This window comes from Stenotrophomonas sp. KH_036_B (assembly GCF_057839485.1).
Genome location: NZ_CM174491.1, coordinates 1,418,461 through 1,432,849, shown reverse-complemented (window position 1 = coordinate 1,432,849; position 14,389 = coordinate 1,418,461). Strand labels below are relative to the sequence as shown.

12 protein-coding genes and 1 pseudogene are annotated in these 14,389 nt (G+C 66.9%); 12 read left to right on the top strand and 1 reads right to left on the bottom strand.

Annotation, left to right across the window (positions count from 1 at the left end; translation table 11 throughout):
• Positions 1-84 precede the first annotated feature (84 nt).
• From AC3ITN_RS06575 to tsf, 4 genes and pseudogenes are all read left to right on the top strand, one after another.
• On the top strand, positions 85-303 hold the full coding sequence (locus AC3ITN_RS06575; RefSeq protein WP_489392417.1) for a hypothetical protein: 219 nt from the start codon (positions 85-87) through the stop codon (positions 301-303).
• Positions 282-644 (top strand): annotated as a pseudogene (locus AC3ITN_RS06570) (fimbrial biogenesis chaperone); the annotation flags it as partial. The gene AC3ITN_RS06575 and the pseudogene AC3ITN_RS06570, both read left to right, overlap by 22 nt.
• A gap of 585 nt (positions 645-1,229) precedes the next feature.
• The gene (rpsB, locus tag AC3ITN_RS06565; RefSeq protein WP_313348437.1) at positions 1,230-2,039 is read left to right on the top strand and encodes a 30S ribosomal protein S2; all 810 of its coding nucleotides are present in this window, start codon (positions 1,230-1,232) and stop codon (positions 2,037-2,039) included.
• Positions 2,040-2,165: 126 nt separating this feature from the next.
• Positions 2,166-3,044, top strand: a complete 879-nt coding sequence (gene tsf / locus AC3ITN_RS06560) for a translation elongation factor Ts (protein ID WP_313348435.1) — start codon at positions 2,166-2,168, stop codon at positions 3,042-3,044.
• 299 nt (positions 3,045-3,343) lie between these two features.
• Here tsf and AC3ITN_RS06555 read toward each other — a convergent pair whose 3' ends face one another.
• Entirely contained in the window at positions 3,344-4,039 is a 696-nt protein-coding gene (locus AC3ITN_RS06555) for an AIM24 family protein (protein ID WP_313348433.1), read from the bottom strand.
• 276 nt (positions 4,040-4,315) lie between these two features.
• Here AC3ITN_RS06555 and AC3ITN_RS06550 point away from each other — a divergent pair, with 276 nt between their 5' ends.
• The 8 genes from AC3ITN_RS06550 (at position 4,316) to bamA (ending at position 13,896) form a co-directional block, all read left to right on the top strand.
• A complete protein-coding gene (locus AC3ITN_RS06550) occupies positions 4,316-5,815 on the top strand; it encodes an HDOD domain-containing protein (protein ID WP_313348431.1) in 1,500 nt (499 codons plus the stop codon).
• Between the two features lie 124 nt (positions 5,816-5,939).
• Positions 5,940-6,668 carry a UMP kinase gene (pyrH, locus tag AC3ITN_RS06545; protein WP_313348429.1) on the top strand — a complete coding sequence of 243 codons (729 nt, stop codon included), beginning with the start codon at positions 5,940-5,942 and terminating at the stop codon, positions 6,666-6,668.
• 47 nt (positions 6,669-6,715) lie between these two features.
• A complete protein-coding gene (gene frr / locus AC3ITN_RS06540; protein WP_313348427.1) occupies positions 6,716-7,273 on the top strand; it encodes a ribosome recycling factor in 558 nt (185 codons plus the stop codon).
• Between the two features lie 5 nt (positions 7,274-7,278).
• Entirely contained in the window at positions 7,279-8,049 is a 771-nt protein-coding gene (uppS, locus tag AC3ITN_RS06535; protein ID WP_489392416.1) for a polyprenyl diphosphate synthase, read from the top strand.
• Positions 8,046-8,870, top strand: a complete 825-nt coding sequence (locus tag AC3ITN_RS06530) for a phosphatidate cytidylyltransferase (RefSeq protein ID WP_313348423.1) — start codon at positions 8,046-8,048, stop codon at positions 8,868-8,870. Before uppS ends, AC3ITN_RS06530 begins: the two co-directional genes overlap by 4 nt.
• A 2-nt stretch (positions 8,871-8,872) precedes the next feature.
• A complete protein-coding gene (locus AC3ITN_RS06525; RefSeq protein WP_313348421.1) occupies positions 8,873-10,063 on the top strand; it encodes a 1-deoxy-D-xylulose-5-phosphate reductoisomerase in 1,191 nt (396 codons plus the stop codon).
• 34 nt (positions 10,064-10,097) lie between these two features.
• Complete coding sequence (gene rseP / locus AC3ITN_RS06520) at positions 10,098-11,456, top strand: RIP metalloprotease RseP (protein ID WP_313348419.1); 1,359 nt, start codon at positions 10,098-10,100, stop codon at positions 11,454-11,456.
• A gap of 73 nt (positions 11,457-11,529) precedes the next feature.
• Positions 11,530-13,896 (top strand): outer membrane protein assembly factor BamA, encoded by a 2,367-nt coding sequence (bamA, locus tag AC3ITN_RS06515; protein ID WP_313348418.1) that lies wholly within the window; start codon positions 11,530-11,532, stop codon positions 13,894-13,896.
• Positions 13,897-14,389: the final 493 nt, after the last annotated feature.

The window sequence follows — 14,389 nt, the reverse complement described above, 5'->3', positions numbered from 1 at the left end:
ACCGGCAGCGACCCCTCGCCGCCGATCCGGATGAACCGACGCAACGCAGTCCGCCTCGCATTGAGCGCCGCCCTGTTGACCTGCATGCCCTCCGCCCTGGCCGAGCCGGCCACGCCGCTGCGCGTGCATCTGCGCATCGTGGAGGCGTGCACCCTGGACCGCCCCGATGCCGCCGCACGCTGCACGGTGGACCACCAGCGCAGCGATGGTGATGCCCCGGCCCCGCCACAGGTGCAGGCCCTTACCCCAGCCCCGGACGGCGCCGACGACGACGCGCACCCATGGCTCACCCTCACGTTCTGACCCGCGCCTGGGCACTGCTGGCACTGCTGGCACTGCTGGCCCTGCTGGCACCCGCCGCCGCGCAGGCACTGGAGGTGTCGCCGCTGCGCCTCACCCTCGCCGCCGGCCAGCGCGATGGCGAGCTGTGGCTGTACAACGACACGGCGCAACCCTGGCACGGCCAGGCGCGGCTGTATCACTGGGACCAGACCCGCGAGACCGAGGTCCTGGTTCCGGCACAGGACGTGGTGCTGAGCCCCGTCGTACTCCGTGTTGCCGCGCAGGCCAGGCAGCGCGTGCGGGTGGTGCGGCTGGGTCCGCCGCCCGCCACCGAGCAGGGCTATCGCCTGGTGATCCGGGCCGGCCCGGACTCCCCGCCGCTGCAGGTATCGCTGCCCGTGTTCATCGCCGGCCCCCAGCCCGCCGCCGCCCCCGCCCTGACGGCGCGGGTACAGGTCGACGCCGGCAGCGCCGCGCTGGAGCTTTACAATGCCGGTGGCAGCCACGCGCGCCTGGCCGACCTGGTCTTCATCGACGCCGACGGCCGCGAGCGCCCGATCCTGCCCGACCTGGCCGGTTACGTACTGGCCCAGCGCTCACGCCGCTGGCCCTTGCCCGGCCCGGCCTCGGCCTACGCTGGCGGTCATTTCAGCGCCCGCCTGGGCGACGCGGGGCAGCAGCGGCTGGCCGGTCCGACCCCGCCAATTGCGCTGCCGGCGCTGCCCGGGCTAAAATCGACCGGATTTCTTCGCGCCTTGGCGCAGGAAACCCGTCAACACCGGACGTCACCGGTGAATCCACACCTGCCGCCCATATCCGTGCCGGGGTGCTCCGCAAGGAGTTCGGACACGGAAGCGACAGGGAAGCCAAACCCCGGAACCTCCCGCCTCACGGCGGACCGCCCATCTATTACCCGTGGCGGCCGGTTCCCTATCAGGAGTATTGCAATGCCCCAGGTCACCATGCGTCAGATGCTGGAAGCCGGCGTCCACTTCGGCCACCAGACCCGTTACTGGAACCCCAAGATGGGCCAGTACATCTTCGGCGCCCGCGGCAAGATCCACATCATCAACCTGGAAAAGACCGTTCCGCTCTTCAATGACGCGATGAACTTCATTTCCAGCATTGCCCAGAAGCGCGGCACCATCCTGTTCCTGGGCACCAAGCGCAGCGCCCGCGAATCGATCCGCGAAGAAGCCGAGCGTTGCGGCATGCCGTTCATGAACCAGCGTTGGCTGGGCGGCACGCTGACCAACTTCCGTACCGTGAAGCAGTCGGTTGCCCGCCTGAAGGAACTGGAAGCCGGTGAGACCGACGGTTCGTTCGAGAAGCTGGTCAAGCACGAAGTGCTGGGCCTGCGTCGTGAGCGCGACAAGCTGGAAGCCTCGCTGGGCGGCATCAAGGACATGAACCGTCTGCCGGACGCGATCTTCGTCATCGATATCGGCCACGAAGACATCGCCATCAAGGAAGCCAAGAAGCTCGGCATCCCGGTGATCGCCGTGGTTGATACCAACTACAACCCGGAACTGGTCGACTACGCGATCCCGGGCAACGACGACGCCATCCGCGCTGTGCAGCTGTACGCCCGCGCCGCTGCTGACGCCGTGCTGGAAGGCAAGGCTGCTGCTCCGCACGCCGCCACCGTTCGTGAAGAAGAGTTCGCCGAAGCTCCGGCTGCTGAAGACGCCAAGCCGGCCCGCCGCGCTCCGGCCAAGAAGGCTGCTGCCGACAAGGCTGGCGAAGCCCAGGCCTGATCCAGGCCCGCGGTGGGTGCCTGGCGCCCACCGCTCCTGTCCGCTGCCGACGGCGCGACGACAGGACACTGTCACACGGGCCGGCCACCATGCCGGCCCAACCCCTTTCTTTCGTGAGGAATTCCCGTGGAAATCACTGCTTCCCTGGTCAAGGAACTGCGCGAGCGCACTGGCGCCGGCATGATGGAGTGCAAGAAGGCACTCACCGAAAACGGCGGCAACATCGACGCTTCGGCCGAGTGGCTGCGCAAGTCGGGCCTGGCCAAGGCCGACAAGAAGTCTGACCGCGTTGCTGCCGAAGGCGTGATCGTGGCTGCACAGGACGGCAACACCGCCGTGCTGGTCGAAATCAACTCCGAAACCGACTTCGTCGCCAAGGACGCCAACTTCCTGGACTTCTCGAAGGCTGTTGTCGCCACGGCACTGAGCTCGGGCGCTGCGGACATCGAGGCGCTGAAGTCCGCCAAGCTGCCGACCGGCGAAACCATTGAAGAGACCCGCGCAGCGGTCATCGCCAAGGTCGGCGAAAAGCTCGACGTGCGTCGCATCGTGCGCCTGGAATCGACCAACACCGTCGCTGCCTACGTGCACGGTGGCCGCATCGGCGTGCTGGTTGAACTGGCCGGCGGCGACGCCGAGCTGGCCCGTGGTCTGGCCATGCACGTGGCTGCCATGAACCCGCCGCACAACAAGGCGGCCGACGTTCCGGCCGAGTTCGTTGCGAAGGAAAAGGAAATCGAACTGGCCAAGATGTCCGACAAGGACAAGTCCAAGCCGGCCGACATCCTGGAAAAGATCATCAGCGGCAAGATCGCCAAGATCGTCAACGAAGTCACGCTGTACGGCCAGCCGTACGTGCTGAACACCGACCAGTCCGTTGAGCAGGTGCTCAAGGCTGCCGGCGCCGAAGTGATCGGCTTCAAGCGCCTGGCCGTTGGCGAAGGCATCGAAAAGGTCGTGGAAGACTACGCCGCCGAAGTGATGAAGCAGGCCGGTCTGGCCTGATTTATCGCCTCCAACGCGATGCAACGAAAAAACCCGGCTTACGCCGGGTTTTTTTTCAAGCGTGGCGCACGGGCTTCGATCCGATCTGCCGCGAGCGTTGAGGGCCCCGCCGCGGCCGGCAGGCCCCAATGCAAATGTCCCCCGGCGTCGGCATGCGCCGCCGCCGGGGGACATTCGCCGGAAAGGGTAAGGCGGCCCGGCGCTCGATCCACCGGCAGCCGCTGTTGAGGGACATTCGCAGACATGGGTATGGCGGCCCCGCACTCGCCCCACCGGCAGCCGCGTCTGCTTCAAAGCTCTTAGCCCTTAGCCTGGAACGTAACTTCCTCATACGGCTGCACTACCACCCAACCCTCGCCCGCGAAACGCAGCTGCAGGCTCTCGCCCGAGCCGCGACCGACCAGCGTGCCGAGCGAAATGTCGGTGACGATCTCCGGCGTCAGCGAACCGGACCAGGCCACCGTCGCGTTCGGGTCGGTGAATACCGGACCACCCTGCGCCGTCACCGGCAAGGTCAACGGCTCGTAGTGCGACGTGATCGCCACGATCCCATGGCCGCTCAGGCGCATGTTGAACAAGCCGCCCGACAGCATCCCGGCCACCTTGCGCATCATCGTGATCTTCGACTCGATCCCGGTCTCGAAGGCCAGCACGTCGTTGCCGTTGACGAAGATCGACTCGCCCGCCAGCCGCAGCAGCGTTACCTGCTTGCCCGCATCGGCCAGATAGGCCCGCCCCTGTCCCTCGATCTTCATCAGCTGCAGGCCTTCCCCGCTGACCATTTTCTTGAGCAGCGTGCCCAGCCCCTGCTCCAGCAGCCCCTGGCGCGTGAACTTCACCGCCCCCTTGCGCGCCACCATCGACCCGGACTTGGCCCAGACCATGCCGTCCACCCGGACCTCCAGCATGTGCAGGCTTTCAAGTTCGAACGCATCCGCACTGACATCCTTCTCATGCGTGCTCGAGAGGAATTCCTGAAGCGACTTCACCGCCATGTGACTGCATCCTTTTTGGTTTGAGCGCGCATGGTACCTGCGCCCGCCGGCGCAGCGCAGCATCGCGCTTCCTGCACCCAAGCTCCCCCATCCGGCAGCGAATGTGATACCAAAGACGCCATTGACCCGCGCCACCCGATGGGTCCGCTGGTTTTGCCCTGCAAGGCGCGCCGGACACCCAGTCGGCTGCCACTTCAGCCCAGTAACGCAAGCCCCGGCACTCAAATCCGTGACGCACTCCATGTATTCTTGCCACATCACCTTAGTAGTCCCGCCATGCCTCCCGAGCTGACAGCCGCCCTGGCGCTCTGCCGCAACCTGCCCTCGCCGCCCGGTATTGCCTTGCGCATCATCGAACTGGCACAGGACCCGGAAACGGACATCACCACCGCCGCCGACATCATCGCCATCGACATGGCGTTGAGTGCGCGCATGCTGCGCATTGCCAATTCCCCGCTCTACGCCAGCCGCCGCCGGATCGAGAACCTCGGCCAGGCCCTGACCATGCTCGGCCTCAACGCCACCGTGAGCCTCGCCCTGGGCTTCACCGTCACCCAGGACCTGACCGCGCCCGGCCACGGCCAGGACGTGCGCGAGCGCGCCTGGCGCCGCAGCATCCTCAGCGCCCTGGCGGCCAGCCTGCTGGGCCAGGCCCGTGGCCTGCGCAAGGCCGAAGAGCTGATGCTGGCCGGCCTGCTCCAGGACCTGGGTGTCCTGGTACTGGCCCAGAGCGAGCCGGACCGCTACCTGCCCCTGCTGCGCCAGGCCCGCGACAACGACGCCCTGGTGGCGCTGGAGCGCGAACACCTGGACTGCACCCACGCCGAGGTCGGCGCCTGGATGGCCGAACAGTGGGACCTGCCGCGCTACCTGGTCGATGCCATCGCCCACAGCGAGGCGCCCGCCACCGCCGAAGACACCTTCCAGGCCTGCGTCGCCCTGTCTGGTGCCGTGGCCGACATCTGGCTCAGCGCCGACGCCGACGCGGCGCGCGAACATGCCCTGCAGCGTGTCAACGAGACGCTGCAGCTGGACAGCGCCCAGTTCGACCAGGTGCTGGCGCGCATCAGCGAAGCCCTGCCCGAGATCAGCGCCCTGTTCGAGACCAGCGTGATTTCGCCGGCGCGGGTGCAGCAGCTGATCGAACACGCCCAGGAGCTGGCGACCCTGCGCAACCTGCGCGAAATGCAGGACGCCGCCCTGGCCCGCCAGCGCGCCGACGAGTTCGAAGCGCGCGCCAACCGCCTGGCCGAGCAGGCCCACCGCGACGCCCTGACCGGCGTGCTCAACCGCCGCCAGCTGGAAGCGGTGCTGGAAGAGGAGTTCCTGCGCGCCACCCGGCATGGCTGGCCGCTGTCGGTGGCCTTCATCGACCTGGACGACTTCAAGAAGATCAACGACGCCCATGGCCACCTCATGGGTGACCAGGTCCTGCGCGTGTTCGCGACCAAGCTGCAGGAACACCTGCGCAACAGCGACACCGTGGCCCGCTTCGGCGGCGAGGAATTCATCGCCCTGCTGCCCAACACCACCGAGCCGGTGGCGCTGGAAGTGGTGCGCCGGGTCCTGGCCAGCATCGTCAATACGCCCATGGCCGAGGTGGCTGGCGGCCCCCTGTTCGTCACCTTCTCCGCCGGCGTGGCCACCCAGGGCGGTTACGAGCGTTTCGCCGATGTTCAGGACCTGCTGAAGGCGGCGGACGATGTGCTTTACCGTTCCAAGAACCTCGGAAGGAACCGCGTCATCGCGCGTTCACCGCAAACCGCGCCGGCCTGAACGGAGTCAGCAACGCGCCACAGGAAGCCACGACGGGGCCGCGCCGCAGTGCAGCAAGTTTTCCGCACCTGGTGACGCTGCTTCCAGTAGAATTCCCGCGTTTTCCACGTATCCAGAGGCCACCATGTCCAATCTCATCTATCGCCGCATCCTGCTGAAAGTTTCCGGGGAGGCGCTGATGGGAGACGAGGACTATGGCATCGACCCCAAGGTCATCAACCGCCTGGCCCGTGAAGTCATCGAGGCCCAGCAGGCTGGCGCCGAAGTGGCCCTGGTCATCGGCGGCGGCAACATCTTCCGCGGTGCCGGCTTGGCCGCAGGCGGCATGGACCGCGTCACCGGCGACCAGATGGGCATGCTCGCCACCGTGATCAACGCGCTGGCCATGCAGGACGCGCTGGAGAAGCTGGGCGCCAAGGCGCGCGTGATGAGCGCCATCAAAATAAACGACGTGTGCGAGGACTACATCCGCCGCCGCGCCATCCGGCACCTGGAAAAGGGCCGCCTGGTGATCTTCGCCGCCGGCGTCGGCAGCCCGTTCTTCACCACCGATTCCGGTGCGGCCCTGCGCGCCATCGAGATCGGCGCGGACCTGCTGCTGAAGGCCACCAAGGTGGACGGCGTGTACGACAAGGACCCGAACAAGTACAGCGACGCGGTCCGCTTCGACAGCCTCACCTACGATGAAGTGATCCGCCGCGGCCTGGAAGTGATGGACACCGCCGCCTTCGCCCTGGCACGCGACAGCGACCTGCCGCTGCGCGTATTCGACATGGGCCAGCCGGGTGAACTGCTGAAGATCCTGCACGGCGAGAACATCGGCACCCTGGTCCGGGGCCGCGACAACGCCTGAGAGGGGATATAATCGCCCGATTACCAGTGACATCCAGGATTCGGGCGATGCTCAACGATATCAAGACGGACGCGCAGACGCGCATGGCAAAGAGCATCGATGCTCTGAAGCACACCCTCACCTCCATCCGCACCGGCCGTGCCTCGCCGGCGCTGCTGGACCGGATCACCGTCAAGGCCTACGGCACCGACACCCCGCTGAACCAGGCCGCCTCGATCTCCGTGTCGGAAGGCCATTCGCTGGTGATCTCCGTGTTCGACAAGAGCCTGATCAAGGAAGTCGAGAAGGCCATCTACGCCTCCGACCTTGGCCTGACCCCGAACGTGATGGGCACCGTGATCCGCCTGAACCTGCCGCCGCCGACCGAAGAGCGCCGCAAGGAGCTGGGCAAGCAGGTGCAGAAGGAAGGCGAAGGCGCGAAGATCGCCATCCGCAACATCCGCCAGGATGCCAACAAGGCCATCGCTGCGCTGATCAAGGACAAGTCGATCAGCGAAGACGACAAGAAGCGTGGCGAGGACGACATCCAGAAGCTGACCGACAAGTCCATCAAGGACGTCGACAGTGTGGTGGCCGACAAGGAAAAGGAACTGATGTCGGTCTGAGCCCCATGACCCAGGCCCCGACCAGCAGCTCCACCGCCGCCGTGCCGCGCCACGTTGCCATCATCATGGATGGCAACGGCCGCTGGGCACAGAAGCGTCGCCGCCCGCGCGTCATCGGCCATCGTGCCGGCGCGCGCGCGGTGAACCGCACCATCGACTTCTGCCTCGAGCGCGGCGTGTCCGCGCTGACCCTGTTCGCGTTTTCCAGTGAAAACTGGGGACGGCCGAGCGAGGAAGTCGACGCGCTGATGAAGCTCTTCCTCAATGCCCTCGACCGCGAAGTGGACGAGCTGCATCGGCGTGGCGTGCGCGTGCGTTTCATCGGCGAACGCGAGCGTTTCGGCGCTGGCCTGGTCAGCCGCATGCAGCTGGCCGAGCAGCGTACCGCCGACAACACGGCGATGACCCTGAGCATTGCCGCCAGCTACGGTGGCCGCCAGGACATCGCCCGTGCCGCACGCGAACTGGCCGCTGAAGTCGCCGCTGGCCGCCTGCTGCCCGAGCAGATCGACGAGGCCTTGCTGGGCAGCCGGGTCGCCCTGGCCGACCTGCCGGCGCCCGACCTGTTCATCCGTACGGGCGGCGATACCCGCATCAGCAACTTCCTGCTCTGGCAGCTTGCCTACACCGAACTGTGGTTCACCGATGTGCTGTGGCCCGAGTTCGACGCCGCCATCCTGCAGCAGGCGCTGGACGCCTACGCCGCGCGTGAACGCCGCTTCGGCCTGACCAGCGCCCAGATCGCCGCCCTGGCCACCGAGACGTCCAACCCATGACCAAAACCCGAGTCATCGCCGCGCTGATCATGGCGCCGGTCGCCATCGCGGCCATCCTGCTGCTGCCGACCCAGTGGCTGGCCGCCGCCGCCGCCGCCGTGTTCCTGATCGGCCTGTGGGAATGGCTGAAGCTGGCCGACGTGGAAGACACCCTCGCCCGCACCGTGCTGCTGGTGCTGAACCTGGTGCTGATGGTGCTCATCGTGTGGGCCGACGCCGGCACGCTGGTGCTGTACCAGATCGCCGCACTGGTCGGCATCGGCTGGTGGCTGCTGGCCCTGCTGTGGCTGCGCTTCTTCACCTTCGGTGCGGAGCCGGGCAGCCCGGCGCGCTCGCTCAAACTGCTGGCCGGCACCCTGGCCATCGTGCCGGCGTGGGCCTCGCTGGTGCTCATCCACGCCAGCGGCGACCAGGGCCACCTGTGGCTGCTGACCGCACTGGCCGTGGTCTGGGCCGCCGATTCGGGCGCCTACTTCGCCGGTCGCACCTTCGGCCGCACCAAGCTGGCGCCGCGCATCAGCCCCAACAAGACCTGGGAAGGCCTGGGCGGCGGCATGCTGGCCGGCCTGCTGGTCGCCCTGGTGTTCGGCTGGATCGCCGGCATCCAGCCGGACCACGTGGTGGGCCTGGTCATCACGGCCGTGGTCAGCGTGTTCGCGTCGGTGCTGGGCGACCTTTACGAAAGCCTGATCAAGCGCCATGCCGGCGCCAAGGACTCCGGGCACATCATCCCGGGCCATGGCGGCGTGCTGGACCGCATCGACGGCGTGCTGGCCGCGCTGCCGGTGTTCGCGCTGGGCAAGGAAATCTTCGGGTTCTGAGCATGGACACCGCCTCCGCCCCCCGTCAGGTCGCCGTTTTCGGCGCCACTGGCTCGATCGGCGCATCCGCGCTGGACGTGATCGCGCGCCACCCGGACCGCTACCGCGCCACCGTACTGGCCGCCGGCACCCAGGTGCAGGCGCTGGTCGCGCTGTGCGCCGCCCACCGCCCGGTGCATGCGGTGATCGCCGACGAGGGCCGCTACGCCGAACTGCGCGACGGCCTGCGCGCGGCCGGCCTGGACACCCAGCCGCACGCCGGCGCGGCCGCGCTGGACCAGCTGGCCGCCAGCGACGCCTGCGACACCCTGGTCGCGGCCATCGTCGGCGCCGCCGGGCTGTCCTCCACGCTGGCCGCCGCCAGCGCGGGCAAGCGCATCCTGCTGGCCAACAAGGAATCGCTGGTGCTGGCCGGCGAGCTGCTGATGCAGCGCGCCACCGCCGCCGGTGCCGAGATCATCCCGATCGACAGCGAGCACAGCGCGATCTTCCAGTGCCTGCGCTCGCGCGACGCCAGCCTGGACCAGGCCGGTGTGCGCCGCATCCTGCTCACCGCCTCCGGTGGCCCGTTCCGCGGACGCAGCCGCGCCGCGCTGGCCGACGTGACCCCGGCGCAGGCCGTTGCCCACCCGAAGTGGTCGATGGGCCCGAAGATCTCGGTCGATTCGGCGACGTTGATGAACAAAGGGCTGGAAGTCATCGAGGCCCACCACCTGTTCAACGTGCCGGGCGAGCGCATCGAAGTGCTGGTGCATCCGCAGAGCCTGGTGCATTCGCTGGTCGAATTCGTCGATGGGTCCACCCTGGCCCAGCTCGGGCTGCCGGACATGCGCACCACCCTCGCGGTGGGCCTGGGCTGGCCGCAGCGGATCGAATCCGGGGTGGGCGGGCTGGACCTGCTGGCCCAGGGCCGGCTGGATTTCGAGGCGCCCGACATCGAGGCATTCCCCTGCCTGGGCCTGGCCTGGCAGGCCATGGCCGCCGGCGGTACCGCCCCGGCCATCCTCAATGCCGCCAACGAAATCGCCGTTTCAGCGTTTCTTCAGGGGCGGATCGCTTTCCTAGCCATTCCGACGCTGGTCGCTAACGCTCTCTCAACACTGTCGGTCACGTCCGCCGATACACTGGAGGGCCTGCTGGCCGCCGACCAGCACGCCCGACAGATCACCCAAGCCGCCATCGACCACGCCTGAATGCCCCTTCCGCTCCCTTCCCGCGACGTCCACCATGGGTGAGTTCATCGGCTCTGTCTGGTGGATGATCGTCAGCCTTGGCGTGCTGGTGACCTTCCATGAGTTCGGCCACTACTGGGTTGCGCGCCGTTGCGGGGTCAAGGTGCTGCGCTTCTCGGTCGGCTTCGGCCGCCCGCTGTTCATGCGCCGCAACCGCGCGGGCACCGAATTCGCCATCGCCGCCATTCCGCTGGGCGGCTATGTGAAGATGCTGGACGAACGCGAGGTCGAGGTGCACCCGGCCGAGCGCGGCCAGGCCTTCAATCACAAGACGGTCTGGCAGCGCATCGCGATCGTGGCCGCCGGCCCGCTCGCCAACCTGATTCTCTGCGTCGCCCTGCTCTGGGCGATGTTCGTGATCGGCAAGCAGGATTATTCGGCCACCATCGGCCGCACCACCGGCATGGCGCAGGCCGCCGGCCTGCAGGCCGGCGACCGCGTGCTGAGCGTGGACGCGCGCAGCGTGGCCACCGCCGGCCAGGCCAGCATGGCCCTGACCACCGCCGCCATGGACCGCCAGGACGCGCAGGTGGAGGTGCTGGATGGCCAGGACCAGCGGCGCACCCGGGTGCTGCCGCTGTCGCAGCTGCCGGCCGGATTCGATGAGCGCTGGGTGCCCTCGCTGGTCGGCCTGACCTGGCAGTTCCGCGTACAACCGGCGCTGGTCGAGCAGGTCCTGCCCGGCTCGGCCGCGCAGGGGGTGCTGATGCCCGGCGACCTGGTGCTGGCGGTGGATGGCCAGCGCATCGACGGCGCCGACCAGGTGTCCCCTGCCGTGTTGGCCCTGGGCCAGCGCGGCGGACCCGGCATGATCGAGGTTCAGCGCGCTGGAGAGCGCCTGGCGCTGGAACTCACCCCGCGCCAGGGCAAGGACGGCCGTGGCCAGCCCACCTGGCAGATCGGCATCGGCTTCCCCGAGACCAGCACCCCGGCCTACGACACCACGCTCCAGTACGGCCCCTTCGCCGCAGTGCCGGCGGCCCTGCGCGAGACCGGGCGCGCCGCCAGCGATTCGCTGGGCATGATGCGCCGGATCGTCACCAGCAACGCCTCACTGCAGAACGTTTCCGGCCCGATCACCATTGCCCGCGTGGCCAACCAGACCGCCCAGCGTGGCCTGGACTGGTTCCTCTGGTTCCTGGCCGTGATGTCGCTGAGCCTGTGCATCATCAACCTGTTGCCCATCCCCATCTTGGACGGCGGGCACCTGCTGTATTACCTTATTGAGTTGGTCAAGGGCAGCCCGCTGAGCGAGCGTGCCATGGCGGCCGGCCAATACATCGGCCTGGCAATGCTGGCTGGACTGATGGGACTGGCGTTCTACAACGACATCCTTGGTCTGGTCCAGCGATGAACTTTTTCCCTTTTGTCGTCGTCTTATGCGCCGGCATCCCGCAACATTGCATTCGACTCCAACCGGACGTGACATGACGCGACTCCCCAATCGCCGCCTGCTGGCCCTCGCACTAGCCGCCGGTTTCGGCGCGCCCGCCCTGGCCCAGGCAGCCGAGCCCTTCACCGTCAGCGACATCCGTGTCGATGGTCTGCAGCGCATCACCTCCGGTACCGTGTTCACCTACCTGCCGGTGGAACGCGGCGAAACGCTGACCGACAACAAGGTCGGCGAGTCGATCCGCGCCTTGTACAAGACGGGCTTCTTCGAAGACGTCCAGCTGGACCGCCAGGGCGACATCCTGGTGGTCACGGTCAAGGAGCGTCCGGCGATCAACAAGCTGACCGTGACCGGCAACAAGGACATCAAGAGCGACCAGCTGCTCAAGGGCCTGAGCGACATCGGCCTGACCGAGGGCGGCACCTTCGACCGCCTGAGCCTGGACCGCGTGACGCAGGAACTGCGCCGCCAGTACAACGACCGCGGCAAATACAACGTCGAGATCACCCCGACCGTGAGCCCGCTGGACCGCAATCGCGTGGACATCACCATCGCGATCAAGGAAGGCAAGGCCGCCAAGATCCAGCACGTGAACCTGGTGGGTACCGAGAAGTACCCGTCTGAAGACATCCTGGAAACCTGGGAGTCCAAGGAACACAACTGGGCGTCGTGGTACCGCCGCGATGACCAGTACTCCAAGGAAAAGCTGTCCGGCGACCTGGAAAAGCTCAACGCCTGGTACCTGGACCGCGGCTACGTGGACTTCAGCATCGACTCCACCCAGGTCTCGATCAGTCCCGACAAGCGCGACATGTTCATCACCGCCGGCGTGACCGAGGGTGAGCAGTACAAGATCTCCGAGATCAAGGTCACCGGCGAAACCATCCTCCCGCAGGAGGACGTGGAACGCATGGTGTTCCAGAAGTCGGGCGACATCTTCTCGCGCTCGCTGCTGGAGTTCAGCTCGGACACCATCACCAACTCGCTGTCCAACATCGGCTACGCGTTCGCCAAGGTGAACCCGATCCCGACCAGCAACCGCGCCGACCGCACCGTGGCGATCAACATGCAGGTCGTGCCGGGCCCGCGCGTGGGCGTGCGCCGCATCATCTTCAAGGGCAACACGCGCACCTCCGACGAGGTCCTGCGTCGTGAAATGCGCCAGTTCGAGAACACCTGGTACTCGCAGGCGGCGATCGACCGCTCCAAGATCCGCCTGCAGCGCCTGGGTTACTTCGAATCGGTGGACGTCGAGACCCCGCCGGTCACGGGCAGCAATGACCAGGTCGACGTGGTCTACAACGTGAAGGAAACCACGTCGGGCAGCTTCGTGTTCGGCCTGGGCTATTCGCAGTCCTACGGCATGACCACGTCGGTGCAGCTGTCGCAGAACAACTTCCTGGGCGGCGGCAACCGCGTGTCCGTGGAAGCGTCGCGCAGCAGCTACCTGCAGCGTTACGGCTTCTCGTACACGAACCCGTACTTCACCGACGACGGCGTTTCGCTGGGTTACAACCTGTCGTGGCGCGAGCTGGACTACTCCGACTTCAACACCGCGCAGTACAACAGCACCAACGGTGCGGCGCAGGTGGTGTTCGGCGTGCCGATCACCGAGAACGACACGGTCTCGCTGATGGTGGGCATCGACAGCAACCAGATCACGACCTACGCCGGTTCCACGCCGCAGTCGATCATCGATTACATCGACGCCATCGGCCAGCGCACCTTCCATTCCTGGCGCACCGAGCTGGGCTGGGCGCGCGACACGCGTAACGACTACTTCATGCCCACCCGCGGCATGTACCAGCGCGTGGGCCTGGAAACCACCCTGCCCGGCTCCACCGTCGAGTACTACAAGCTCAACTACCAGGTCTCGAAGTACTGGCCGATCATCCCGTCGCTGGTCATCAACACCCGCGCCGAAATCGGCTATGGCGACTCGTACGGCAACGACACGTCGCGCGTGATCACCAACCCGGACGGCACCACCCGGGTGGTCACCGCGTCGGGCCTGCCGTTCTTCGAGAACTTCTACGCCGGCGGCACCAACTCGGTGCGCGGCTTCGAAGACAACACGCTGGGCCCGCGTTCGGAACCGACGTACTCCTACAGCCGTGGCCAGCCGCTGGGTGGTTCGCTGAAGACGGTGGGTTCGGTCGAGGCCTACTTCCCGCGCCTGTTCGACAGCCCGTCGGCACGCGTCTCGGCGTTCTTCGACGTCGGCAACGTGTACAACGGCATCGACAACTTCAAGGCCAACGAGCTGCGTGCGTCGGCCGGTGTCGCCCTGCTGTGGCGCGCCCCGGTCGGCCCGATCTCGATCAGCTATGCCTTCCCGCTGAAGAAGGAAGACGGCGACGAAATCGAACGCCTGCAGTTCACGTTCGGCGGCCAGTTCTAAGCCCCCGAACGCACGCAGAGACGCCGGGCACAGCCCGGCGTTTTTGTGTGTGGCGTGGGGTAATGGCGAACTGCGAACGGCGAACGGCGGACGGCGAACGGCGAACGGCGAACGGCGAACGGCAGCGTTTCGGTTGATACGAGCTGGGGAGGCCGGCGGGCAGCCCCCTCCGGGACACGCCGCAAGTACGTCCGTGTAGGCTTGGCAAAAACATCCATGTTTTTGACAGTCCCTACGGGGGCTACCCGCCGGCCTCCCCTGACAGATCGCGTGATGCGGTGGGGAAGAGCAGCGACGCATGGCGTCGCTCTACGGGACCGCAGCGCCGGTACGGTGGCCCCACATTCCAACATTCAGGCGAAGCGGCGAAGCGGCAAGCGATGGCCAAATGCCCCGATAGCCCAACGGCCGGAGGAGGGATGGTCAGATGAACGGTGGCACGAGGACCGATCGCCCGATCGCCCGATAGCCCGATAGCCCGATAATTGATGAC

What these genes read in the sequence shown, in the direction of transcription:
- uppS (WP_489392416.1), top strand. Translation starts at nt 7,279, where the DNA reads ATGACCCAGGCCCCGACCAGCAGCTCCACCGCCGCCGTGCCGCGCCAC.
- AC3ITN_RS06550 (WP_313348431.1), top strand. Translation starts at nt 4,316, where the DNA reads ATGCCTCCCGAGCTGACAGCCGCCCTGGCGCTCTGCCGCAACCTGCCC.
- AC3ITN_RS06530 (WP_313348423.1), top strand. Translation starts at nt 8,046, where the DNA reads ATGACCAAAACCCGAGTCATCGCCGCGCTGATCATGGCGCCGGTCGCC.
- rseP (WP_313348419.1), top strand. Translation starts at nt 10,098, where the DNA reads ATGGGTGAGTTCATCGGCTCTGTCTGGTGGATGATCGTCAGCCTTGGC.
- AC3ITN_RS06525 (WP_313348421.1), top strand. Translation starts at nt 8,873, where the DNA reads ATGGACACCGCCTCCGCCCCCCGTCAGGTCGCCGTTTTCGGCGCCACT.
- bamA (WP_313348418.1), top strand. Translation starts at nt 11,530, where the DNA reads ATGACGCGACTCCCCAATCGCCGCCTGCTGGCCCTCGCACTAGCCGCC.
- AC3ITN_RS06575 (WP_489392417.1), top strand. Translation starts at nt 85, where the DNA reads ATGCCCTCCGCCCTGGCCGAGCCGGCCACGCCGCTGCGCGTGCATCTG.
- rpsB (WP_313348437.1), top strand. Translation starts at nt 1,230, where the DNA reads ATGCCCCAGGTCACCATGCGTCAGATGCTGGAAGCCGGCGTCCACTTC.
- pyrH (WP_313348429.1), top strand. Translation starts at nt 5,940, where the DNA reads ATGTCCAATCTCATCTATCGCCGCATCCTGCTGAAAGTTTCCGGGGAG.
- frr (WP_313348427.1), top strand. Translation starts at nt 6,716, where the DNA reads ATGCTCAACGATATCAAGACGGACGCGCAGACGCGCATGGCAAAGAGC.
- AC3ITN_RS06555 (WP_313348433.1), bottom strand. Translation starts at nt 4,039, where the DNA reads ATGGCGGTGAAGTCGCTTCAGGAATTCCTCTCGAGCACGCATGAGAAG.